A 21,783-nucleotide genomic window follows, 5' to 3' on the forward strand; every position below is an offset into this window, starting at 1 on the left:
CCTGACAGGCCGTTTTTCGACTGATACGGGGCTTGCATGAGCGCGAATACGGATGGCGGGAGTGACACCGTGGCCCTGGTGGAGCAGCTGGCAAGGCGCGGCCGGGCGGCCCAGCGTAGCCTCGCGGCGAGCGATACGGCGAGCCGCGCGCGCGGTCTGGAGCAGGCCGCCGCCGCCATCCGCGAACAGGCACCGGCAATCCTGACGTCGAATGCGCGCGACATGGAGGCGGCCAGGGCCAGCGGCCTTTCGCCCGCCATGCTCGACCGGCTCGCGCTGGACGAGGCCCGGCTCACGGCCATCGCCGATGCCGTCGCCTCCGTCGCTCGCTTGCCCGACCCGGTGGGCGAGGAAATCGACCGGCGCGAGGCGCCGGCGGGGATGACGCTGGTGCGCCGCCGCATTCCCGTGGGCCTGATCGGCATCATCTACGAAAGCCGCCCCAACGTGACCGCCGATGCCGCCGCGCTCTGCGTGATGTCGGGCAATGCGGCCTTGCTGCGCGGCGGCAGCGAAGCGGTACACAGCAACCGCGCGCTTCACGCCGCCTTTGCGCGCGGACTGGCGGACGCGGGGCTCCCTGCCGAGGCGGTGCAGCTGCTCCCCACGCAGGACCGCGCCGCGGTGGGCGCCATGCTGCAGGCGGCAGGGCTGATCGACATGATCGTGCCGCGCGGGGGCAAGGGGCTGGTGGCGCGCGTCCAGGCCGACGCGCGCGTTCCCGTGCTCGCCCACCTCGACGGCCTCTGTCACACCTACGTCCACGCCGCCGCCGACCCGGAGATGGCCGAGGCGATCGTGCTCGATGCCAAGATGCGCCGCACGGGCATATGCGGGGCGACCGAGACGCTGCTGCTCGACGCGGCCTTTCCCGCTGCCGGCAAGGTGCTCGCCACCCTGCTCGATGCCGGCTGCGAACTGCGCGGTGACGCCCGCGCCCGCGCCATCGACCCGCGCGTGGGAGAGGCGAGCGCCGAGGACTGGGACACCGAATATCTCGATGCCGTGCTATCGGTCGCCGTGGTCGACGGGCCGGAGGCGGCCATGGCGCACGTGGCCGCACACTCGTCCGGCCATACCGACGCCATCGTCACCGCCGACGATCAGGTCGCCGCGCGCTTCCTCGCCGAGGTCGACAGCGCCATCGTGATGCACAATGCCTCGACCCAGTTCGCCGATGGCGGCGAGTTCGGCCTCGGCGCCGAGATCGGCATTGCCACGGGCCGCCTCCACGCGCGCGGACCCGTCGCGCTGGAAGGGCTGACGACCTACAAATGGCAGGTTCTCGGCCATGGTGAAGTGCGTGGGGGCGAGGTGCGCGGGTAGGCATGGACCGCAACGGCCCGCTTACCGGCCTCCTGGGCGGCAGCTTCAATCCCGCGCACGGCGGTCACCGGCGCGTGTCGCTGTTCGCATTGGAGGCGCTGGGGCTGGACGAGGTGTGGTGGATGGTCTCGCCCGGCAATCCGCTCAAGCCCAAGGCGGGCATGGCACCGCTGACCGCGCGGGTGACGGCGGCCAAACGCGCGAGCCGTGCCGCGCCGATCCGGGTCACCGCCATCGAGCAGTCGCTCGGCACCCGCTACACCATCGACACCGTCCGCGCCCTCAAGCGCCGCTTTCCGAAGCGCCGCTTCGTGTGGCTGATGGGGGCGGACAACCTCGCGCAGTTCCACCTGTGGAAGGACTGGCGCGCGCTGGCTCGGGAATTGCCCATTGCCGTGATTGCCCGCCCCGGGTATGACACCGATGCCCTCGCGAGCCCCGCGATGGCGTGGTTGCGGCGCTTCCGGTTGTCCGCCGCCGCGTTTGCCAACCGGAGCGAATGGAGCGCACCTGCGCTGATAGAACTGCGTTTCGATCCCGATCCGCGTTCGGCCACCGCGATCCGCCGGGCCGATCCGCACTGGGCGCGCCGCATGGACGGTCCGCCCCCGCGGGACGAGGTGACGCATTCCCTCATTCACGAACCATCCACCGGGCACGCCGCATGATGCTGCTGTCCGCCACGGGCCTTTCGCCCAACGCCTGCACAGGAGCATGACCAGACGCGATGACAAGTCCCAGCACTCCGGCCCCTTCATCCGGCCTGTCACCTGCGTCCTTCTCGCCCATGACTGACACCCCCGACATCATCGCCCCGCTCCCCCCGTCGGAGCCCGGCTCGCTGCACGAGATGATCCTCAAGCAGCTCGACGACGACCAGGCGAGCGAGCTCGTCTCGATCCCGCTCGAGGGCAAGAGCTCGATCGCCGACCACATGGTCATCGCCTCGGGCCGTTCCACGCGGCAGGTTGCCGCCATGGCGAACAAGCTGGCCGAGCGGATCAAGCAGGAGGGCCGCGGCATCCCGCGCGTCGAGGGCCTGCCCGCCGCCGACTGGGTGCTGATCGATGCCGGCGACGTGGTCGTTCACCTGTTCCGCCCCGAAGTGCGCAGCTTCTACAACCTGGAACGCATGTGGGGTTTCGGCGAGGACGGCGAGACCCGGCAGATGGGCAGCGCGTGATTTGTTTTGCGAGCCCGCCTCCGCGGGCTCGTCCTTGCTATACGCACTCCGCTTCGCTGTGTGCCCGCTGCGGGCGGCCATTCGGCCCCTTCGGCGAAGCTCAGGACAGGCTTGCGGGCCGCTGGCCCGATCAACTTGATAACCGGGAGTTGGTGCTATTCTTCTCCGTGTCATCGCTCGCGGCAAGATCGCCCGGTCGCCCGAGGCGGAGCTGGTGGCGCGGTACGAGAAGCGGCTGACCTGGCCGGTCAGGCTGACCGAGCTGCCCGAGACCGGCGGGCGTGTGCCCGATGCGCTCACGCCGTGCCGCACGGTTCTGCTCGACGAGAAGGGCAGGGATCTTGCGTCCGAACAGCTCGCCGCCCAGCTCGAAAGCTGGCGCGACGGGGGCATCCGCGAATGCCGCTTCGTGCTCGGCGCGGCGGACGGGCATACGGATGCCGAACGAGACAATGCCGACCTCCTGCTCGCTTTCGGCAAGGCCACCTGGCCGCACCTGCTCGCCCGCGCCATGCTGATGGAGCAATTGTTCCGCGCCACCTCGATTCTTGCCGGGCACCCCTATCATCGGGCAGGATAGGCGCGTGATCCACCGCGCGCTCCTCCTCGCCATCGCGGCGCTGGCCTTTGCCGCTGCCGCCGCGAGCGCCCAGCGCGGGCCCGCCTACGGCTCGCCGGGCGATACCCGCGCCGCGCTCGCCGCCGCGCTGGAGGAACGTCGCGCCGCCGAGGCGCGCAGCGAGCGGCTCGACGCCGAGGCCGCCGCCGCCGAGGATGCCGCCACGAAATCGGCGCGCGAGACCGCCGCGCTCGCCGCGCGGATCCAGCAGGCCGAGGCGGGCGTCGCCGCCGCCCGTGCGCGCATCGCCATGGTGGAGGGCGAGCGCACCCGTTTGCGCGAGGACCTGGGCCGCGAGCAGCGCCCGCTCGTGCGTCTGACCGCCGCCTTGCAGCAGGCGAGCCGCCGCCCCGCCGCGCTCGCGCTGTTGCAGCCGGGCGAGGTGCAGGACCTGGTCTACCTTCGCGCCGTGCTCCATTCCGCCGTGCCGCAGGTGCAGGCGAGTACGCGCGGCCTGCGCGCGCGCATCGCTCGGGCCGCCCAGCTGCGCGAGGATGCGGCCGCCACCGCAACGGCGTTGCAGGCCGAGGAGAGCGCATTGGGAGAGCGGCGCGCCGAGCTGGCCGAGATCGAGACCCGCCAGCGCCTCGCGGCGCGGGCCGCTGGGCGCGAGGCCAGCCGCGAGGCCGAGCGGGCGCTGGCGCTGGCGGAGGAGGTGCGCGATCTCGACGGGCTGGTGGACGAGCTCGACCGCGCCGCCGCGCTGCGCCGCCGCCTCGCCGCGCTGCCGGGTCCGCGCTTGCGCCCGGCCTCGCCGGAACGCGCGCAAATGGCCGCCACTTCCGCTCCGGCGCCCGGGCCGACCAGTGCCGCGGGCGCGCCATCGCCCTACATCCTGCCGGTCACTGGGCGCACGCTGACGGGCTTCGGCGCGCCGCAAGCCTCCGGCCCCAGCCGCGGCATTACCATCGCCCCGCTGGCGGGGGCACAGGTCGTCGCGCCCGCGGCAGGGCGCGTCGCCTTTGCCGGGCCTTACCGGGGGTATGGCCGGATCGTCATCATCGAGCACCGGGGCGGCTGGACCAGCCTCGTCACCGGCATGGCGCGCACCGACGTTGCCGTGGGGCAGGAGATCGTCGGCGGCGCTCCGCTCGGCGTGGCCGCCCCGGCACGGCCAAGCGTGACGCTGGAATTGAGAAGGGGCGGCGAGCCGGTGAACCCCGTCCGGCTCCTTTCCTGACCACAACCGTAGTTATCTGGCGTTAAGCGGGGCCATGCGATAAGACCGGTTCGGGACCCGAGCACTGGAATCGCCACCTATGAAACTTGCCGCCACCATCCGCGCCGCCGCGCTGTGCACCGCCGTCGCCCTGCTGCCCGCCACCACGGCCGGATACGCGCAGGTCGAGGGGCGCGCCTCGCCGGAATTCGCGCGGCTGTTCGCCACCTACCAGCGGATCAAGGCAAGCTACGTCGACCAGGTGGACGACGAGGTGCTGATCCGCGGCGCCATCGACGGGATGCTGGCCTCGCTCGATCCGCATTCCGCCTATCTCGACGGCACCGCGCTCGAACGTCTCAACACCATGATCGACGGCAATTACCAGGGCCTCGGCATCTCGGTGCAGATGGAGGACGGGGCGGTAAAGGTGATCTCGCCGTTCCGCGGCAGCCCCGCCGAACAGGCCGGTATCGCCGCGGGCGACTTCATCACGCACATCGACGGACGGCTGATCTATGGGCTCGAGATCGACGATGCCGTGGCGCAGATGCGCGGCCCTTCGGGCAGTTCGATCGAGCTGACCATCTTCCGCCCCGGCCGCGACAACAGTTTCGATGTCACCGTGACGCGCGGCGTGATCGAGCTGGAGCCGGTCACCTCCGAGCTGATCGAGGGCAACGTGGGCCACATCATGGTCAACGAGTTTTCCGCCGACGTGGGCTCGGACGTGCGCAATGCCTTGCGCGACCTGCAGTCGCAGGCGACCGGGCGGCTGACGGGCCTCGTGCTCGACCTCAGGCGCAATCCCGGCGGATCGCTGGACGAGGCGGTGGCGCTTTCGGACCTGTTCCTGTCCGACGGTCAGATCGTCTCGCAGCGCGGCCGCAACCGGCAGGACACCGTCACCTACGATTCCGAGACCGTCTATCGCGGCGACGTGGCCGAGGGGCTGCCGATCATCGTGCTGATCGACGAAGGCTCGGCCAGCGCCAGCGAGATCGTTGCCGGCGCGCTGCAGGATCACCACCGCGCGCTGGTGATGGGCGAGCGCAGCTTCGGCAAGGGCAGCGTGCAGACGCTGCTGCCGCTCACCCGCGACTCGGCGCTGAAGCTGACTACCGCGCGCTACTACACGCCTTCGGGCCGCAGCGTGCAGGAAGGCGGGATCGAGCCCGACATCCGCGTGCCGCAGCTCTCCGACCCCGACGCCGAGCGCCGCCAGCGCCTGGCCCTGCGCGAGAGCGACCTGCGCGGCCACCTCGTCAACGAGGCCGGCGTGCGCGACGAGGCGCTCGAGCGCGACCGGCTCGACGACCCGCGCTTCCAGCTCACCGCCGCGCAGCTGGCCGAACAGGGCGTGACCGATTTCCAGCTCGACTACGCGGTACGGACCCTGCGCCGCACCGGCGGGGCGGTTGCGAGAAGGTAGGATCGGTTTGCAAACCCGCCTCCGCGGGTTTGTCCTCGCTAGACGCAATCCGCTGTGCTGCGGGCGCGCGTTCGCGCTTGCGGTCGGCTGATCGCCGACCGAACTTGCGCTTGCTCTGCTCGCTTGGCGCGCCAATATGGGTGTCGAATGACCGCGCCGCTTTCCCCGTCCGACAAGCTCGCCCAGCGCCTGGCGCTTGGCATACCTGCGCTGCTGCTGGCGGGGGCCTATATCTCGCAGTACGGCTTTGGGCTGTTCCCGTGCGAGATGTGCTGGTGGCAGCGCTATCCGCATTTCGCCGCCATTCCGCTCGCCTTCCTCTCCACCGTCATGGCTCCGCGCCGGGTATGGATCGCGCTCGCGGGCCTCGCGATCTTTGCCTCGGGTTTCATCGGGGCTTTCCATGCGGGGGTGGAGTGGCACTGGTGGCAGGGCATTACCGGCTGCACCGGGCAGGCCGATCCCTTCGCGCTCGGCGTGGTGCGCTGCGACGAGGCGGCGTGGCGCTTCCTCGGCATTTCGCTCGCCGGGTGGAATGCGCTCATTTCCGTCGGCGGGGCCGTGGCGATCTGGGTGCTTTTACTCGCAAGGGACCGTCGCGAGAAGGAGGCATTGGCATGACCAAGGACCGTTCGGAGATGATCCGCGTCGACCAGGCGGGCGAATTCGGCGCGACGCGCATCTATGCCGGGCAGCTCGCCGTGATGGGCGATCGCGGCCCGCACTCGGCGGAAATCCGCGTCATGGCGGAACAGGAGCGCGGCCACCGGGCCGAGTTCGACGCGCTGATGGCGCGGCGCGGGGTGCGCCCCACGGCGCTGCACCCGCTGTGGAACGTTGCCGGTTATGCCCTGGGCGCGGGCACGGCCCTGCTCGGGCCGGAGGCAGCCATGGCCTGCACCGCGGCGGTGGAAGAAGAAATCGACGCGCATTACTCCCGCCAGCTCGAGGAATTGCAGAAGGACGGCGACGATCCCGAGCTCGCCGCCATGATCGACCGCTTCCGCGACGACGAGCGCGAACACCGCGAGGCCGCGCTCGCCCACGGGGCCGAACGCGCGCCCGGCTATCCGCTGCTCAGCGCCGCGATCCGGCTCGGCTGCCGCGCGGCGATCAGGATTTCGGAAAAGATCTGAAACGCACCGGCTTCATCGCGCGTTAAAGCGGTGAAGCGCCCTCTGGCGCACGCAATTGACGAGGACCACGATGACCCGCCTGCCTGCCCTTCTCGCCGCTAGTGTGCTCGCCAGCGCCCTTGCCGCCTTGCCTGCCGCCGCGCAGGACGATTCGACAGCCACCCTCGGCGACCGGGTCAACCAGGTCATCATCTTCGGCGACGATGCCTGCCCCGTCTCCACCGGGGACACCATCACCGTCTGCGCGCGGCTGGACGAGAGCGAGCGGTATCGCACCCCCGAGCGGCTGCGCAATTCCACCTCGCCGCAGAACGAGGCGTGGAACAACCGCTTCCAGAGCCTCGAGGCGGTCGGTGCCTTCGGGCCGCTGTCGTGCACGCCCGTGGGCGCAGGCGGCGACCTGGGCTGTACGGTACAGATGATCGAGCAGGCCTATGCAGCGCGCGAGGCCGGCACCGAGGTGCGCATGGCCGAACTCGTCGCGCAGGCGAGAGAGGAACGTCTGGCCGAGATCGAAGGCGACGCCGCGCTCTATCAGGCGCGCGTGGAAGAGCTGGAAGAGGCCGAGTTCGCCCGCCGCCGTGCCGCCCAGTCGCAGACCCTGCCGGGCGAGGCGCCGCAGGGCGAAGCCGTGGTCGTCAACCCCGCCAACATCCCGCAGACCCCGCCGCCGACCGACGCGCTGCAGGACGACTAGGCGACCCGACAGGCGATCTGGCAGGCGCTCAGGACAGCGCGATGTCCGGCGCGTCTTCCTGCTTCATGCCGACGACGTGGTAGCCTGCATCGACGTGGTGCGTTTCGCCCGTCACGCCGCTCGACAGGTCCGAACACAGGTAGAGCCCTGCCCCGCCCACGTCCTCGATGGTGACGTTGCGGCGCAGCGGGGCGTTGAGCTCGTTCCACTTGAGGATGTAACGGAAATCGCCGATGCCGCTCGCCGCGAGCGTCTTGATCGGCCCGGCGCTGATCGCGTTCACGCGGATGTTCTCCGGGCCGAGATCGTTGGCGAGATACTGCACGCTCGTCTCCAGCGCGGCCTTGGCGACGCCCATGACGTTGTAGTGCGGCACGACCTTTTCCGCGCCATAATAGGTCAGCGTGACGATGGATCCGCCGTCCTTCATCAGCGGCCGGGCGCGCTTGGCGGCGGCGACCAGCGAGTAGGCGGAGATGTTCATCGTCATCAGGAAATTGTCGAGGCTGGTATCGACATAGTGGCCGCGCAGCTCGTTCTTGTCGGAAAAGCCGATGGCGTGAACGAGGAAGTCGAGCTTGCCCCAGCGGCTCTCGATCTCGGCAAAAGTCGCGTCCATCGCCTCCATGTCGGACACGTCGCATTCGACGAGGAAGTCGCTGCCGACCTGCTCCGCCAGGGGGCCGACGCGCTTCTTCAGCGCCTCTCCCTGGTAGGAAAACGCCATCTCGGCGCCGTGTTCGTGCAGCTTCTGCGCGATGCCCCAGGCGAGCGACTTGTCGTTCGCCAGCCCCATGATCAGGCCCTTCTTGCCCGCCATCAGACCCGTCATGCCCTGTCTATCCTTCGCTTGTCGCCGCCTGCGCGGCCTCTGCCTCTATCGCCGCTTCTTCCTGCGCCTCGCGCTCCAGCGCCTTGCGCGCGCGCTCGTCGGTCTGGCCGATGCGGTTGTGTTCTTCTTCCGGCGTTTCCGCCATCGCCGCGTTTAGTTCCGCGCCGGCGACCACCCCTAGTCCTACCAGCCAGAAAAAGAAAAGCGCGATCATGAAGCCGGCCAGCGAACCGTAGGTGAGATCGTAGCTGAACAGGCCGCGCAGAACTGGCGGCAGGGCGAGTGTGACGGTGATCCACCAGCCCGCCGTCAGCGCCGCGCCCGGCCACTTGGGATAGCGCTTGGTGCGATACTTGGCCGGCGTCAGCGCCAGGAACAGCAGGAAGATCGAGCCGTAGAGCCCCACCGCCGGGATCACCCGCGAAAGGGCGAGGCGGCCGATGAGGGCGTTGAGATCGGGGAAGTAGGCCTCGATCACCTCCTGCGCCGCGCCGATCATGACTTGCGCGATGAGCGAGGTGAGCAGCATGAACACGGCGCCCAGGATGATGCCGGTCGAGAGCAGGCGGTATTTCCAGAACGCTTGCGTGGGCCGCGTGCCATAGGCGCGGCGCAGGATGTCGCGGATGGTCTCGACAAGGCTGCCCACGGTCCACAGCCCGAACAGACCGCCGACCCACAGCAGCCAGCCGTTGCGGGCCTCCACCACGTTGCGCGCGACCGGCTCGATCACCTCGCCCACCACCGGCGGCAACGCGGCGAGGATGGCGTTGATGGTCGCGGCGCGGTCAGCCTCCTCGCCGATGGCGGAAAAGATGGCGGCGGCGGTAATGAAGAACGGGAAGATCGCCAGCAGCGACATGTAAGCGAGGTTGCCGGCGTGGATGAAACCGTCATTGAAGCAGCCGATGGCGACTCGCTTGACCACGGTGAAGAAGCGCGTGCCCGGCCCCACGCGGCCCTTGATCTCGTGGCCCAGCCGCTGGCGCGCGGCCTTGCGGCGCGCCTCGGGCGAATAATCTGGACGCGGGGGGCCTGAGTGCAGGTGCTCCTCGTCGTCGGTGATTCCGGGCGGCGCCATAGAGCCGGGGGTTCTGGCAGCGCCTCGGCCGTCTGTCGAGGTTACAGGAGCTTGTACCCCGCGATCAGACGCCGAGCTGGCTGCGCACCGGGCGCTCGTCGCGCCAATCGCCCAGTCTCTCGGCGAGGCCGGCAACGTCGTCCGGCAGGCTGATTTCCAGCGTCACCAGCTGGTCTCCGCGCGTGCCGCCCTTGCGGGTGAAGCCCTTGCCGGAGAGGCGCAGCACCTTGCCCGAGCTAGAACCCGGGGCGATCGTCAGCATCACCGCGCCGCCTACCGTGGGCACCTTGACCTTGGCCCCGTTGATCGCCTCGTGGAGCGTGATGGGCAGGTCGAGCCGCACGTCGTCGCCGTCGCGGGTGAAGAAGGGGTGCGGCTGCACCTCGATGGTCACCACGCCGTCGCCCATGCCGCCCGGACCCTGCTGGCCCTTGCCCTTGAGCTTCATCTGCGTGCCGCTCTCGACGCCCTGCGGCAGCGAGAGATCGATGGTCTTTCCGTCGGCGAGCGTGATGCGCTGCTTGGCGAGCGTGGCGGCATCGGTGAACGGCACGGCCAGCTTGTAGCGGATGTCGGCACCCTTGCGCGGTGGCGGGGGCGGGGGCTGGCGGAACTGGCCGCCTCCACCCATGCCGCCGCCCATACCGCCCCTGGGGCCACGCTGGGCACCGCTGCCGCGGCCGAACAGGCCTTCGAACAGGTCGGAGATGTCCATGTCCTCCGCGCCGGAGAAGCCCTGGAAGTCGCGCGGGTCGAACCCGCCCTGCGCTCCGCCGCCGGGCCGCGCGCCGCGAAAGCCGCCGCCGCCCATCCCGAAGGGCATGGCCGGGTTGCCGTCGGCGTCGATCTCGCCGCGATCGAACTGGGCGCGCTTCTCCTTGTCGGAAAGCAAGTCGTAGGCCTGCGTCACCTTGCTGAAACGCTCGGCGGCCTGCGGGTTGTCGCGGTTGCGATCCGGGTGCAGCTCCTTGGCGAGCTTGCGGTAGGCGGACTTGATGTCCTTCTCGCTCGCCGACCGGCCGACGCCGAGGGTGGTATAAGGATCGCTCATGGTGTGTTAGCTAGGTAAGCCGCGAGGTTTAGGCAAGATGGCGACAAGATGGCGCTTCCCATGGCCGCGCACGGGCGATAGGCGGGCTGTCATGCGCGAGAACGACGCCATTCCCGCCAGCGATCCCTTCGCCACGTTCGAGGCCTGGTTCGCCGAGGCCTGCGAGAGCGAGCCCAACGATCCCAACGCCATGGCGCTCGCCACCGCGACCGCGGACGGCCTACCCTCGGTCCGCATGGTGCTGCTGAAGGGGCACGGGGCGTATCTTGGCGATGGTGGCGGCTTCGTGTTCTATACCAATGCCCGGAGCCGCAAAGGTGGCGAGATTCTCGCCAACCCGCACGCCGCATTGCTGTTTCACTGGAAGAGCCTCAGGCGCCAGATCCGTATCGAAGGCCCGCTGGTCGAGGTGACGCCGCAGGAGGCGGACGCCTATTTCCACTCGCGCGCCTTCGTCAGCCAGGTCGGCAGCGCGGCAAGCGACCAGTCGCGCCCGCTGGACAGCCGCGAAACCTATCTCGAACGGGTGGATGCCATCCGCGAGGAGTATGAGGGGGCCGGCGAAGTCCCCCGCCCTGCGCACTGGACGGGCTTTCTCCTGACGCCGCACACCATCGAGTTCTGGTGCGACCGCCCCAACCGCCTGCACGAGCGGCGACAGTTCCGGCGCACCGATGAGGGCGGCTGGTCCAGCACGCTGCTCTATCCGTGAGCGAGGTGCACGATACCGCCGCCCTGCGCGCCCGGCTGACACGCAGCGCGGCCATCGCTTCGATGACGGTGGCGCTGGTCCTCGGCGCGCTCAAGCTGTGGGCCGTGTGGCGCACCAGCTCGACCGCCATGCTCGGCAGCCTTGCCGATACCGGGCTCGACCTGGTGGCTTCGATCGCCACGCTGGTGGGCGTCTGGGTCGCCTCGATGCCCGCCGACCGCGAACATCGCTTCGGGCACGGCAAGGCCGAATCGCTCGCCGCCATGTTCCAGGTGCTGCTGATCACGCTGTCGGCGGGGGCGATTGCCTTTCGCGCGGTGCTGCGCCTGGTCGAGGGCGGGACGACGCAGGACGCTGGCACGGGCATCGCGGTGTCCGTCGTCGCCATCGTAGCCACTCTGGGGCTGGTCGCCTGGCAGAACCACGTGGTCAGGCGTACCGGATCGGTCGCCATCCGCACCGACAGCCTGCACTACAAGTCCGACCTCATGCTCAACCTCGCGGTGATCGCGGCGCTGGTGCTGGACCAGTACGCGGGGTTTTCCGCGGCGGACCCGCTGTTCGGCCTCGCCATCGCGGCCTGGCTGCTTTGGGGCGCGTGGGCTGCCTCGTCCGAGGCGCTCGACCACCTGATGGACCGCGAATGGCCCGACGAGAAGCGCCGCGCCTTCGTCGCCGCCGCCGCCGAGCATCCCGAGTTCTCCAACCTCCACGACCTGCGCACCCGCACCGCGGGCACGCGCGATTTCGTGCAGTTCCACGTCGACATGCCCGGAACGATGAGCGTGCAGGAGGCGCACGACGTGCTCGACCGGGTGGAGGCGGACCTGTGCCGCCGCTTCCCCGGCACCGAACTGCTGATCCACATCGACCCCGAAGGCCACGTGGACGAACCGGACAACGAACTGGTCGAGACCGACGAGTTCAAGAAGCTGAAGGAAGCGGGCGAATGAGTGAGCGCCAAGGGTGGCCCTACTGGCACGTCGATGCCTTTGCCGACCGGCCTTTCGCGGGCAACCAGGCGGCGGTGGTCATAGTGGAGGACTGGCCGTCCGACGACACCATGCGCGACGTGGCGGCGGAGAACATGTTCGCCGAGACCGCCTTTTTGAAGCGCGACGAGAGCGGGGAGGCGGACTGGGAGCTGCGCTGGTTCACGCCGACGAGCGAGGTGCAGATGTGCGGCCACGCGACGCTCGCCTCGGGCCACGCGGTGCTGGGCGAGGCGGAGCGTGTGCGTTTCCGCACCCGCGCGGCGGGCGTGCTGGAGGTTGCGCGCGAGGGCGAGGGCTATGGCCTGTCGCTGCCTTCGAGCCGGGTCGAGGAACAAGCCATGCCCGATCTCGTCGCCGCGCTGGGCGTCGATGCGCCGTGCTTCGACGTGGTGGAAGGCGTCGAGCAGACGACCATCGTGCTGCTGACGGACGAGGCCGCCGTGCGCGCCATTGAGCCCGATATGGACGCGCTGGGGCAAATCGACCGCATGGCCATCTGCACCGCGCCGGGGACGAGCACCGATGTCGTCAGCCGCGTGTTCGTACCTGCTTGGGGCGTGCCGGAGGACCCGGTGACGGGCTCGGCGCACTCGGTGCTGACGCCGTTCTGGTGCGACCGGCTCGGCCGCGAGAGCTTCACCGCCTTCCAGGCCAGCGCGCGCGGCGGCCACCTGACCTGCCGGCGCGAAGGCGACCGCGCGATCCTCTCCGGCAACTGCGTGACGATTGCCGAAGGCCGCTTCTACCCGCGCGGGTAGAGCGCGAAGATCTCCGCCAGCGCGGCCACCAGCGCGCCGCGCTGCGGCTCCTCGGTGCGGCCCATGCGCACCACGGTCAGCTTCTGGTCCGGCGAGACGATCACGTACTGGCCGAGATAGCCGACGAGGGCGAAGGCATCCTCCGGCCCCTGCTCGGCGAAGAGCACGCTGCGCTCGGTCTCCGATGGCCGGTTGAGCCACAGCTGCGCGCCATAGTCGGGCGCGGCGGGGCTGGGCGTGCGCATGAAGTCGATCCACCCGCGCGGCACCACCTGCACGCCGCCCGCCACCCCGCCATTGCGCAGGAATTCCCCGAACCGCGCCCAGTCGCGCGGCGTCGCCCAGAAGCCGCTGCCGCCGGTCAGGGTGCCCGCCGCGTCGTATTCGCCGACCAGCGAGGTCATTCCCAGCGGCACCGCGAGCCGCGCGTCGACGAAGTCCGCCATCTCGCGCCGCCGGGTATCGGCGTCGGCATCGGGCGCGATCAGGTCGGTGGCCACGTCGGCCAGGATCACGCTCGTGGCGGTGGAATAGGCGAACGTGGTGCCCGCGTCGTGCTCCAGCATCGGTGCCTCGGCCCAAGCAGCCATGTCGCCGCGCCCGCGCCCGTACATCATCTGCACCTCGGCGGAGGTGTAGACGGGATCGGCCTGCTCCTTGTGCGTGAGGCCGGAGCGCATCTGCAACAGATGCCGCAGCGTGATCGCCCCGCGCGGATCGCCGCTGCGCCGCCAGGCGGGCACGGGCGCGGGATCGTCCAGCCGCACGCGACCGTCGGCCACCAGCATTCCGATGAGCGTGGCGGTGAGCGTCTTCGACAACGACCAGCCGACCTGCCGCACCTCCGGCCCGAAGCCCTCGGCATAGCGTTCGGCGACGACTTCGCCGCGGTACATGACGACGACCGACTGCGTCTCGCCCAGCCCTTCCTCGGTGAACAGCGCGTCGATCTTGCGCGCCAGCGCCTCGCGCGAGACGCCTGGCTCGACCACGACCGCCTCTAGCGCCTCTTCCGGTAGCGGCGGGACCGGCGGCGGGCCGTCCTGCCCGCACGATGCCAGTGCCAAGAGCATTGGCAGGGCGCAGGCGAGACGTTTATGGGAGCGGCGAGGCGTCATGGCGGCGCACTCCATCCAGCAGGACCGGGTCGATGGCAACTGCAAACCGCGCGCGTTCGGGCGCGCTGGCGAATATCCTCAAGGTGGTGGCCGTGCTCCTCGTTGCAGGCTTCGCCGTCGCCTGGTTTTATGGCACCGCCATCGCCGGATTCTCGGGCGCGGGCAGCGCCTATGCGGCCAAGACGGTGTGCTCGTGCCGCTACGTGGCGAGGCGCGACATGGGCAGCTGCGAGAGCGACCTGCCGTCGAACATGTGGGCCGTCTGGCTGTCCGACGACGAGGAGGCCAAGGCGGTGGCCGCGCGCGTGCCGCTGGTGGCGAGCGAGCGGGCGCAGTATCGCGAAGGCTACGGCTGCGTGCTGGACGCCATCGACGGCTGAACGGCCGGGCTGGCGGCCGGCTCGGTCGCGGCAATCCAGCCGCCGCCAATCACCCGCTCGCCCGCGTAGAGCACCGCCGCCTGCCCCGGCGCGACGCCGTATTCAGGCGCGGCGAAACGGATCGTGACCGGCGCACCCTCGCCCGGCACGCCTTCCAGCGTCACCGGCACCGGCTTTGCCAGCGAGCGAACCTTGGCGGTCAGCTCCGTGCCTTCGGGCAGCGCGCCGATGCGGTTGGTCTCCACCAGCCGCGCCGCGCCCGTCGCCAACATTCGCTTCGGCCCCACGCGCACCTCGGCGCTGTCCGCGTCCAGCGCGACGACGTAGAGCGGCTCCGGCTGGCCGCCGATCTCCAGCCCGCGCCGCTGGCCGACGGTGAAATGGATGATGCCGGCATGGTCGCCCAGCCGCTCGCCGGTCTCGGCGTGGACGATCGCCCCGCCGCGCGCGCCCTCGGGCCGCATGGCCTTGACGATCCTCGCATAGTCGCCGTCGGGCACGAAGCAGATGTCCTGGCTGTCGGGCTTGGCGGCGACGGTCAGGCCGAACGCCTCGGCCAGCCGCCGCACCTCGGTCTTGGGCAGGCCGCCCAGCGGGAAGCGCAGGAAATCCAACTGCGCATCGGTGGTGGCGTAGAGGAAATAGGACTGGTCGCGCGAGGCATCCTCGGCCCGCCAGAGCTCGGCCCCCGCTTCGCCCTCCACCCGGCGCACGTAATGGCCGGTGGCGAGGCAATCGGCGCCCAGCTCCTTCGCCATGCGCAACAGGTCGGTGAACTTGGGCCCCATGTTGCAGCGGATGCAGGGGATCGGCGTGCGCCCGGCGAGATATTCGTCGGCAAAGGTCTCGACCACCTCCTCGCGAAAGGCGCTTTCGTGATCGAAGACGTAGTGCGCCACGCCCAGCCGGTCGGCCACGGCGCGCGCGTCGCGGATGTCGTCGCCCGCGCAGCAGGCGCCCTTGCGCCCCGTCGCCGCGCCGTAGTCGTAGAGCTGGAGGGTGATGCCGATCACCTCCGCCGCGGTCTGCGCCGCGAGCGCGGCGACGACCGAGCTGTCCACCCCGCCCGACATGGCGACCACGATCCGGCAGTCGGCGGCAGGGCGCGGTAAATCGAACAGCGCAGCGGCGTTAACCGTGTCGGGAGAAAGGGCGAGAGCGCTCATGGCCGGGCGCGCATACACGAGGGCGGGCACTAGCGCAAAACCCGGCGGCGCCTCTCAAGGTTCGGTTAAACCGGGCTTTACCCGATCTTGACACCTCGGCCGTAAGCCGGGGGCATGTTCGAGGGGAAACCACCCGTCCCGCCCTTGGCGAACGGCACGCACACCGGCGATTCGTCCGGGGCGGAGCTGTGCGCGCTCACCTGGTCCGATCTCGTCGCCCGGCTCGCCGCGGCGCGCGATCTCAGGCGCGAGATGGCGGCGAACGACGAGAGCGGGGCAGCGAGCTTCGATGCGAGCAGCGCGCTGCACATCGCCCATATCGGCGACCGCGACACGCATACGGCCGGGCGGGGACACCAACTGCTCGTTAACCCTGATGATTTAGCCAATGGCAAAACCGACGGCTGCAATAACGGCGAACACGACGTGGATCGCCACGATGGCCGACCGAGGAACTAGATGATCGAGAACCAGAAAATCCGACCGGCCCAAGTCATCGGCCCCCTTGGGGAGCCGCTGACGATCGCCGATCTGCCTTCGCCCAAGACGAAGCGCTGGGTGGTTCGCCGCAAGGCCGAGGTCGTGGCTGCCGTCAACGGTGGCCTGCTGACCATCGACGAGGTGCTCGAACGCTACGGCCTCACGCTGGAGGAGTTCGCCGGCTGGCAGCGCGCCGTCGACCGTTCCGGCATGCAGGGCCTGCGCGTGACCCGTATCCAGCACTACCGCGACCTCTACGAACGCCAGCTGAAATACTGACCGGAGCACCTGCCGGATAACCGCCCGTCGTTTTCTAGGAACAGGTAGCCGCACCCCGCGTTTCCCCCGCTGTATCCCGATCATCGGGAGGTTTCAGAGGAGAACAGGGTTATGGGTCTTATCATTGCCATCATCGTCGGCGGTGTCGCCGGCTGGCTCGCCAGCATCGTCATGGGCCGCAACGCCTCGATGGGCATCATCCTGAACGTCGTCGTCGGCGTGATCGGTGCGCTCATCGGCAACTGGCTGCTGGCCCCGCTGCTCGGCTTCGGCGGCAGCATCCAGGAATTCGACATCGGCTCGTTCGTCATCGCCATCCTGGGCGCCATCATCCTGCTCGCCATCGTCAACCTCGTGCAGCGCGGCCGCATCCGCTAAACACGCAGGGTCGGGACGCACAACCGTCCCGACAAATTGATACAAATCGACGGAAGGGCGGAAAGTCTTGGCTTTCCGCCCTTTTTCGTTGTCCGGAAGTCACTTCGTCGGGCCCGGACGACCCCCGGCAGAAGGTTGCATTGCGCCATGCACCTTGCCCGCGCTATGGCGGTCTGGAACGAGAGCCGTCCGCAGGGGCGCGGTTCTCGATGTTTGCAAGGCATCGGGCCCATGAATTACGAAACCCGGGTGGTCACCACCGACGAGACCGACGACGGCGAGCGCGTGATCGTGAGCGACAGCGTCGTCACCGACGAGCCGCGCCCGCGCCGCAAGTGGCCGTGGCTGGTGCTCGCCGCGCTGGTGCTGGGGGCCATCGTCGCTGCCTTCATGCTCGGCTCGGGCGAGGAGGAAACCCCCTTCGGCGCCGACCAGGCCGGTGAGATCCAGTCGGTCACCGTCGTCAGCCCCGGCGCGGGCACGCTGGAAGGCACGATCAACGCCACCGGCACGCTGGCCGCCCGGCGCGAGATGCCCGTGGGCGTCGTCGGCGAGGGCGGGCGCGTCGTCTCGGTGCCGGTCGAGGCCGGATCGTGGGTGCGACAGGGCCAGGTGCTGGCCGTCATCGACCGCTCGGTGCAGACCCAGCAGGCTGCCAGCCAGCGCGCCCAGATCGAGGTTGCCGAGGCCGACGCCGCGCTCGCCCAATCCGAACTCGACCGCGCCTTGCAACTGGTGGAGCGCGGCTTCATCAGCCAGGCCGACATCGACCGCAAGACCGCCACCCGCGATGCCGCCCGCGCGCGCGTGCAGGTGGCCCGCGCGCAGCTGGCCGAACGGCAGGCGCGCAACAACCAGCTCAACATCGTCGCCCCGGCGGCAGGCCTCGTGCTCACGCGCAACGTGGAGCCGGGCCAGGTGGTGTCGCCCGGCAGCGGCGCACTGTTCGCCATCGCCCGCGGCGGCGAGATGGAACTGCTCGCGGCCGTAGGCGAGAACGAACTGGCGCAGATTTCGGTCGGGTCCAGCGTCGAGGTGACGCCTGCGGGCGGCGACCAGACCTTCACCGGGCAGGTGTGGCAGTTGTCGCCGGTGATCGACCAGACCAACCGTCAGGGCACCGTCCGCGTGGCGTTGTCCTATGCCCCGGCGCTTCGGCCGGGCGGCTTCGCCACGGCGCGCATCACCAGCGGCACCGTGGTCGCCCCGCGCCTGCCCGAAAGCGCAATCCTGACCGACGATGCGGGCAGCTACGTCTACATCGTCGATGCCGACGACAAGGTCGTGCGCCGCGACGTGACGGTCGGCATGATCACCGACGAGGGGATTGCCATCGCCTCCGGTCTGACGGGCCGCGAGCGGGTGGTGCTGCGCGCCGGCGGCTTCCTGCGCGAGGGCGAGACGGTCAGGCCCGTCTCCTCGCAATAGGGCGAGAGACATCGCGCGATGAACTTCAACAACCTTTCCGCCTGGTCGATCCGCAACCCGATCGTTCCCATCCTCGCCTTTCTCGGGCTGACGCTGGCGGGTATTTTCAGCTTCCGGGCGATGGACGTCCAGAACAACCCGGATATCGAATTCCCGATCGCCATCGTCTCGATCACCCAGCCCGGTGCCGCGCCCACCGAGGTCGAGAACCAGATCACCCAGCGCGTGGAAGCCGCGGTGCAGACGCTCGACGGCATCGAATCGATCCGCTCGACCGCGTCGGAGGGCAATTCCACGACCGTCATCGAGTTCGAGCTCGGCACCAACATCGATTCCACCGTCAACGAGGTGAAGAGCGCTGTCGACCAGATCCGCGGCGAACTGCCCGACGGCATCCTCGAGCCGCGCGTGTTCAAGCAGCAGACCAGCTCGCGCCCTATCGTCTATTTCGGCGTCGAGGCCGACGACATGACGATCGAACAGCTCAGCTGGTTCATCGACGATACCCTGACCAAGCGGCTGCTGAGCGTGCCCGGCCTTGCCGAGGTCAATCGCAACGGCGGGGTGGACCGCGAGATCCTCGTCATCCTCGACCCGGCACGGATGCAGGCGCTGGGGCTGACAGCGGCGCAGGTCAACGGCGCGCTGCGCCAGCTGAACATCAACGCTGCGGGCGGGCAGTCGGAAATCGCCGGGTCGCGCCAGTCGGTCCGCGTCATCGGCAACGCCGACACTGCCTTCGAACTGTCTCAGGCCCAACTGCCGCTCGGCGCCGGGCGCTCGGTGAAACTGGCGGACGTCGCGCGGGTCAGCGATTCCTACGGCGAACTGCGCTCGCTGGCCAAGCTCAACGGCGAGCAGGTCGTCACCTTCTCCGTCACCCGCGCCCGCGGGGAGAGCGACGTGACGGTCTACAACGGCGTGGTCGAGGCGCTGGAAGAGGTGCAGGCGGCCAATCCCGGCATCCGCTTCACCCGCCTGTTCACTGAAGTCGACTACACCAAGGCGCAATACGAAAGCTCGATGGCGGCGATGGTGGAAGGCGCGATCCTAGCCGTGATCGTGGTGTTCCTGTTCCTGCGCGACTGGCGCGCGACGGTGATCGCCTCGCTCGCGATCCCGCTCTCGGCTATTCCTACGTTCTGGTTCATGGACATGCTGGGCTTCACGCTCAACACCATGTCGCTGCTGGCGCTGGGGCTGGTCGCCGGCGTGCTGGTCGACGATGCCATCGTAGAAATCGAGAACATCGTCAGGCACATGCGAATGGGCAAGAGCGCCTACCAGGCGGCCATCGACGCCGCCGACGAGATAGGCCTCGCGGTTGTCGCCACCACCTTCAGCATCGTCGCCGTGTTCCTGCCGGTCGGCCTGATGTCGGGCATCACCGGCATCTTCTTCAAGAACTTCGGCCTGACCGTGGTCGTCTCGGTGCTGATGAGCCTTGCCGTCGCGCGCATGATGACGCCGATGATCGCCGCCTATTTCCTCAAGGCCAAGGGTCATGCGTCGCACGGCGAGGGCGCGCTGATGGACCGTTACATGAGCGTGTTGCGCTGGTCGCTCGACGACAGCGCGATGCGCCGCCGGGTCGCCGCGCTGGGCCGGGCACCGTTCAAGTGGCAGTATGGCGCGATTGCCACGCCGATGTTCGTGGCGATCACGCTTGCCGGCATCGCAGCTTTCATCGCCGTCGTCGCGGTCTGGTTCCAGGTGCAGCTTCTGGCCGACAGTATGGATGCGGGATACTGGACCGACAAGCTGTCGGTGCTGCCCGATGTCCTTGCGCGGATCATCGGCTTCACGCTGGCGGTGATCTCGATGTCGCTCGCGGTGGTCGTCGGCGGCTTCGCGGCCTGGGCGGCGGGCAGCCTGCTGCGCATTCCGCTGACATGGCTTGCGAACATGTTCGGCAGCGGCTTTTCGACCTGGTTCGTCAACCGCATGGGCCGCCTGCGCGCCCGCTTCCTCGATCACCGCGTCTGGATGATGGGCGTGGGCGTGGGCGCGCTGGCGATGACGGTATCCTCTCTTTACGTGATCCCGAAGCAGTTCTTCCCCGCCACCAACAGCGACTTCTCGCTGGTCCGCGTCGAGATGGTGCCAGGCACCACGCTCGAGCAGACCGAGGCCGTGATCGACAGCGTCGTGGCGCGCCTGCGGCAGGAGCAGGAGGTCGCGCTCGCGCTGGGTGTCGTCAACGAGGGCAGCGGCATGGTGCGGCTGGTGCTGCGCGAGGATCGTGAGCGATCGAGCCTGGAGTTCGAACGCGCCCTGTCGCCGGTGCTGCAGGCCTTCCCCGATGCCCGCATCAATTTCCAGGAGCAGAACACGCCGGGCGCCGGGCAGGGCACCGGGCGGGCGATTTCCAAGATGCTGGCGGGCTCCAATCCCGAAGCGCTGAACGCCGCCGCCGACGCGCTGGCCGAGCAGATGCGCGGCGTGCCCGGCGTCGTCGCCCCGCGCGTTGAGCTGCCGATGCAGCGGCCCGAACTGCTGATCGAGCCGCGCGCGGAACTCGCCGCCAGCCTCGGTGTCACCACCAGTGCGCTCAGCCAGGCGATCCGCATCGCCACGCTGGGCGACATCGACCAGAACGCCGCGAAGTTCTCGCTCGACGATCGCCAGGTGCCGATCCGCGTGCGCCTCGCCGAAACGCAGCGGCGTGACCTTTCGACCATCCGCAACCTGCCCGTGCCCACGGCCAGCGGCGGCTCGGTACCGCTGGAGCGGGTGGCCGACATCCGCTTCGGCATGGGTCCGACCGCGATCGAACGCTACGACCAGAGCCGCCGCGTCTTCGTCAGCGCCGACGTTGCCGACGGCTATGCCCGCGGCGACGTGACCGCGGCCATCGACAAGCTGCCGATCATGCAGGACCTGCCCACCGGGGTCTCCAGCCCCGCCGTCGGGCAGGACGAGATGCAGCAGGAATTGCAGGGCAGCTTCGTGCCCGCGCTGGGCACCGGTATCCTGCTTGTGTTCTCGGTGCTGGTGCTGCTCTACCGCCGCTTCGTGTCCCCGCTGGTCAACATGGGCTCGCTGTTCCTCGCCCCGCTCGGCGGGTTGCTGCTCATCATGCTGACCGGGCTGGAGCTGACCTTGCCGGTTTTCATCGGGATGCTGATGCTATTCGGCATCGTGTCCAAGAACTCGATCCTGCTGATCGACTTCGCACTGGAGGAAATGGACGCCGGCGTGCCCAAGCGCGAGGCGATCGTCGATGCCGGGCACAAGCGCGCGCAGCCGATCGTGATGACGACCGTCGCGATGACCGCGGGCATGGTGCCGACCGCGCTCGCGCTCAGCGCCGACGGGGCCTGGCGCCAGCCTATGGGCATGGTGGTAATCGGCGGCCTGATCCTGTCCACCGTGCTGACGCTGCTGATCGTGCCCGCCGGCTTCAGCCTGGCGGACGGCATGGAAAAGCGCCTCGGACCGTGGCTGCGCGACAAGTTCCTGACCTACAAGCCGGGCGACGATGCCGCCTCGCCGGGGCGCCCGGAGCTGCAGCCTGCCGAGTAGGCTTCCAACCGCGCTGAGGCAAGGCGCCCCGCTGCCGCCCGACCGTGC

At 69.3% G+C, this 21,783-nt stretch carries 23 protein-coding genes; 18 read left to right on the top strand and 5 right to left on the bottom strand.

Features of this window, described 5'->3' with window-relative positions; all coding sequences use genetic code 11:
* Positions 1–36: 36 nt before the first annotated feature.
* From AAW00_RS08935 to AAW00_RS08975, 9 genes are all read left to right on the top strand, one after another.
* Positions 37–1,326, top strand: a complete 1,290-nt coding sequence (locus AAW00_RS08935; RefSeq protein ID WP_047004000.1) for a glutamate-5-semialdehyde dehydrogenase — start codon at positions 37–39, stop codon at positions 1,324–1,326.
* A gap of 2 nt (positions 1,327–1,328) precedes the next feature.
* Positions 1,329–1,994, top strand: a complete 666-nt coding sequence (locus AAW00_RS08940; protein WP_047004001.1) for a nicotinate-nucleotide adenylyltransferase — start codon at positions 1,329–1,331, stop codon at positions 1,992–1,994.
* 119 nt (positions 1,995–2,113) lie between these two features.
* Positions 2,114–2,509 carry a ribosome silencing factor gene (gene rsfS / locus AAW00_RS08945; RefSeq protein WP_047004002.1) on the top strand — a complete coding sequence of 132 codons (396 nt, stop codon included), beginning with the start codon at positions 2,114–2,116 and terminating at the stop codon, positions 2,507–2,509.
* Between the two features lie 157 nt (positions 2,510–2,666).
* Positions 2,667–3,089: a 23S rRNA (pseudouridine(1915)-N(3))-methyltransferase RlmH gene (locus AAW00_RS08950; protein ID WP_047004003.1), complete on the top strand. Its 423-nt coding sequence runs from the start codon at positions 2,667–2,669 to the stop codon at positions 3,087–3,089.
* 4 nt (positions 3,090–3,093) lie between these two features.
* A complete protein-coding gene (locus AAW00_RS08955) occupies positions 3,094–4,308 on the top strand; it encodes a murein hydrolase activator EnvC family protein (RefSeq protein ID WP_082124996.1) in 1,215 nt (404 codons plus the stop codon).
* A 79-nt stretch (positions 4,309–4,387) separates the two neighbouring features.
* Entirely contained in the window at positions 4,388–5,719 is a 1,332-nt protein-coding gene (locus AAW00_RS08960; RefSeq protein ID WP_047004005.1) for a S41 family peptidase, read from the top strand.
* A 147-nt stretch (positions 5,720–5,866) separates the two neighbouring features.
* A complete protein-coding gene (locus AAW00_RS08965) occupies positions 5,867–6,340 on the top strand; it encodes a disulfide bond formation protein B (RefSeq protein WP_047004006.1) in 474 nt (157 codons plus the stop codon).
* Positions 6,337–6,855, top strand: a complete 519-nt coding sequence (locus AAW00_RS08970) for a demethoxyubiquinone hydroxylase family protein (RefSeq protein ID WP_047004007.1) — start codon at positions 6,337–6,339, stop codon at positions 6,853–6,855. Before AAW00_RS08965 ends, AAW00_RS08970 begins: the two co-directional genes overlap by 4 nt.
* 70 nt (positions 6,856–6,925) lie before the next feature.
* Positions 6,926–7,552: a hypothetical protein gene (locus AAW00_RS08975; protein ID WP_063359814.1), complete on the top strand. Its 627-nt coding sequence runs from the start codon at positions 6,926–6,928 to the stop codon at positions 7,550–7,552.
* A gap of 28 nt (positions 7,553–7,580) precedes the next feature.
* Here the strand turns inward: AAW00_RS08975 and fabI are convergent, their stop codons facing one another.
* From fabI to AAW00_RS08990, 3 genes are all read right to left on the bottom strand, one after another.
* Positions 7,581–8,384 carry an enoyl-ACP reductase FabI gene (fabI, locus tag AAW00_RS08980; protein WP_047004008.1) on the bottom strand — a complete coding sequence of 268 codons (804 nt, stop codon included), beginning with the start codon at positions 8,382–8,384 and terminating at the stop codon, positions 7,581–7,583.
* A gap of 7 nt (positions 8,385–8,391) precedes the next feature.
* Positions 8,392–9,465, bottom strand: coding sequence for a YihY/virulence factor BrkB family protein (locus tag AAW00_RS08985; RefSeq protein WP_082124997.1), 1,074 nt, complete (start codon positions 9,463–9,465; stop codon positions 8,392–8,394).
* Positions 9,466–9,529: 64 nt separating this feature from the next.
* A complete protein-coding gene (locus AAW00_RS08990; RefSeq protein ID WP_047004009.1) occupies positions 9,530–10,516 on the bottom strand; it encodes a DnaJ C-terminal domain-containing protein in 987 nt (328 codons plus the stop codon).
* A 91-nt stretch (positions 10,517–10,607) separates the two neighbouring features.
* On the opposite strand from AAW00_RS08990, the gene pdxH reads away from it, so the two are divergent.
* From pdxH to AAW00_RS09005, 3 genes are read left to right on the top strand one after another with little or no spacing between them, the layout of a single operon-like run.
* Positions 10,608–11,228 carry a pyridoxamine 5'-phosphate oxidase gene (gene pdxH / locus AAW00_RS08995; RefSeq protein ID WP_047004010.1) on the top strand — a complete coding sequence of 207 codons (621 nt, stop codon included), beginning with the start codon at positions 10,608–10,610 and terminating at the stop codon, positions 11,226–11,228.
* Positions 11,225–12,181 carry a cation diffusion facilitator family transporter gene (locus AAW00_RS09000; protein WP_277619340.1) on the top strand — a complete coding sequence of 319 codons (957 nt, stop codon included), beginning with the start codon at positions 11,225–11,227 and terminating at the stop codon, positions 12,179–12,181. The genes pdxH and AAW00_RS09000 overlap by 4 nt, the downstream gene beginning before the upstream one ends.
* The gene (locus AAW00_RS09005; protein ID WP_047004011.1) at positions 12,178–12,981 is read left to right on the top strand and encodes a PhzF family phenazine biosynthesis protein; all 804 of its coding nucleotides are present in this window, start codon (positions 12,178–12,180) and stop codon (positions 12,979–12,981) included. The genes AAW00_RS09000 and AAW00_RS09005 overlap by 4 nt, the downstream gene beginning before the upstream one ends.
* Here the strand turns inward: AAW00_RS09005 and AAW00_RS09010 are convergent.
* Positions 12,966–14,099, bottom strand: a complete 1,134-nt coding sequence (locus AAW00_RS09010; protein WP_052761912.1) for a serine hydrolase domain-containing protein — start codon at positions 14,097–14,099, stop codon at positions 12,966–12,968. The genes AAW00_RS09005 and AAW00_RS09010 overlap by 16 nt on opposite strands.
* Before the next feature lie 32 nt (positions 14,100–14,131).
* On the opposite strand from AAW00_RS09010, the gene AAW00_RS09015 reads away from it, so the two are divergent.
* Entirely contained in the window at positions 14,132–14,479 is a 348-nt protein-coding gene (locus tag AAW00_RS09015; RefSeq protein WP_047004012.1) for a hypothetical protein, read from the top strand.
* Here AAW00_RS09015 and mnmA read toward each other — a convergent pair.
* Entirely contained in the window at positions 14,446–15,645 is a 1,200-nt protein-coding gene (mnmA, locus tag AAW00_RS09020) for a tRNA 2-thiouridine(34) synthase MnmA (protein ID WP_047004013.1), read from the bottom strand. The two genes, AAW00_RS09015 and mnmA, sit on opposite strands and share 34 nt — an antisense overlap.
* A 114-nt stretch (positions 15,646–15,759) precedes the next feature.
* On the opposite strand from mnmA, the gene AAW00_RS09025 reads away from it, so the two are divergent.
* From AAW00_RS09025 to AAW00_RS09045, 5 genes are all read left to right on the top strand, one after another.
* Positions 15,760–16,104: a hypothetical protein gene (locus AAW00_RS09025; RefSeq protein WP_047004014.1), complete on the top strand. Its 345-nt coding sequence runs from the start codon at positions 15,760–15,762 to the stop codon at positions 16,102–16,104.
* Positions 16,105–16,404 (top strand): CtrA inhibitor SciP, encoded by a 300-nt coding sequence (sciP, locus tag AAW00_RS09030; RefSeq protein WP_047004015.1) that lies wholly within the window; start codon positions 16,105–16,107, stop codon positions 16,402–16,404.
* Between the two features lie 111 nt (positions 16,405–16,515).
* Positions 16,516–16,782 (top strand): GlsB/YeaQ/YmgE family stress response membrane protein, encoded by a 267-nt coding sequence (locus AAW00_RS09035; protein WP_047004016.1) that lies wholly within the window; start codon positions 16,516–16,518, stop codon positions 16,780–16,782.
* Between the two features lie 231 nt (positions 16,783–17,013).
* Positions 17,014–18,210 (top strand): efflux RND transporter periplasmic adaptor subunit, encoded by a 1,197-nt coding sequence (locus AAW00_RS09040; protein WP_047004017.1) that lies wholly within the window; start codon positions 17,014–17,016, stop codon positions 18,208–18,210.
* Positions 18,211–18,228: 18 nt separating this feature from the next.
* Complete coding sequence (locus tag AAW00_RS09045) at positions 18,229–21,735, top strand: efflux RND transporter permease subunit (protein ID WP_047004018.1); 3,507 nt, start codon at positions 18,229–18,231, stop codon at positions 21,733–21,735.
* Positions 21,736–21,783 lie beyond the last annotated feature (48 nt).

Source organism: Aurantiacibacter luteus, from assembly GCF_001010945.1.
Taxonomy (GTDB): domain Bacteria; phylum Pseudomonadota; class Alphaproteobacteria; order Sphingomonadales; family Sphingomonadaceae; genus Alteraurantiacibacter; species Alteraurantiacibacter luteus.

What these genes read in the sequence shown, in the direction of transcription:
- AAW00_RS08935 (WP_047004000.1), top strand. Translation starts at nt 37, where the DNA reads ATGAGCGCGAATACGGATGGCGGGAGTGACACCGTGGCCCTGGTGGAG.
- AAW00_RS08940 (WP_047004001.1), top strand. Translation starts at nt 1,329, where the DNA reads ATGGACCGCAACGGCCCGCTTACCGGCCTCCTGGGCGGCAGCTTCAAT.
- rsfS (WP_047004002.1), top strand. Translation starts at nt 2,114, where the DNA reads ATGACTGACACCCCCGACATCATCGCCCCGCTCCCCCCGTCGGAGCCC.
- AAW00_RS08960 (WP_047004005.1), top strand. Translation starts at nt 4,388, where the DNA reads ATGAAACTTGCCGCCACCATCCGCGCCGCCGCGCTGTGCACCGCCGTC.
- AAW00_RS08965 (WP_047004006.1), top strand. Translation starts at nt 5,867, where the DNA reads ATGACCGCGCCGCTTTCCCCGTCCGACAAGCTCGCCCAGCGCCTGGCG.
- AAW00_RS08970 (WP_047004007.1), top strand. Translation starts at nt 6,337, where the DNA reads ATGACCAAGGACCGTTCGGAGATGATCCGCGTCGACCAGGCGGGCGAA.
- AAW00_RS08975 (WP_063359814.1), top strand. Translation starts at nt 6,926, where the DNA reads ATGACCCGCCTGCCTGCCCTTCTCGCCGCTAGTGTGCTCGCCAGCGCC.
- fabI (WP_047004008.1), bottom strand. Translation starts at nt 8,384, where the DNA reads ATGACGGGTCTGATGGCGGGCAAGAAGGGCCTGATCATGGGGCTGGCG.
- AAW00_RS08985 (WP_082124997.1), bottom strand. Translation starts at nt 9,465, where the DNA reads ATGGCGCCGCCCGGAATCACCGACGACGAGGAGCACCTGCACTCAGGC.
- AAW00_RS08990 (WP_047004009.1), bottom strand. Translation starts at nt 10,516, where the DNA reads ATGAGCGATCCTTATACCACCCTCGGCGTCGGCCGGTCGGCGAGCGAG.
- pdxH (WP_047004010.1), top strand. Translation starts at nt 10,608, where the DNA reads ATGCGCGAGAACGACGCCATTCCCGCCAGCGATCCCTTCGCCACGTTC.
- AAW00_RS09005 (WP_047004011.1), top strand. Translation starts at nt 12,178, where the DNA reads ATGAGTGAGCGCCAAGGGTGGCCCTACTGGCACGTCGATGCCTTTGCC.
- AAW00_RS09010 (WP_052761912.1), bottom strand. Translation starts at nt 14,099, where the DNA reads ATGACGCCTCGCCGCTCCCATAAACGTCTCGCCTGCGCCCTGCCAATG.
- AAW00_RS09015 (WP_047004012.1), top strand. Translation starts at nt 14,132, where the DNA reads ATGGCAACTGCAAACCGCGCGCGTTCGGGCGCGCTGGCGAATATCCTC.
- mnmA (WP_047004013.1), bottom strand. Translation starts at nt 15,645, where the DNA reads ATGAGCGCTCTCGCCCTTTCTCCCGACACGGTTAACGCCGCTGCGCTG.
- AAW00_RS09025 (WP_047004014.1), top strand. Translation starts at nt 15,760, where the DNA reads ATGTTCGAGGGGAAACCACCCGTCCCGCCCTTGGCGAACGGCACGCAC.
- sciP (WP_047004015.1), top strand. Translation starts at nt 16,105, where the DNA reads ATGATCGAGAACCAGAAAATCCGACCGGCCCAAGTCATCGGCCCCCTT.
- AAW00_RS09035 (WP_047004016.1), top strand. Translation starts at nt 16,516, where the DNA reads ATGGGTCTTATCATTGCCATCATCGTCGGCGGTGTCGCCGGCTGGCTC.
- AAW00_RS09040 (WP_047004017.1), top strand. Translation starts at nt 17,014, where the DNA reads ATGAATTACGAAACCCGGGTGGTCACCACCGACGAGACCGACGACGGC.
- AAW00_RS09045 (WP_047004018.1), top strand. Translation starts at nt 18,229, where the DNA reads ATGAACTTCAACAACCTTTCCGCCTGGTCGATCCGCAACCCGATCGTT.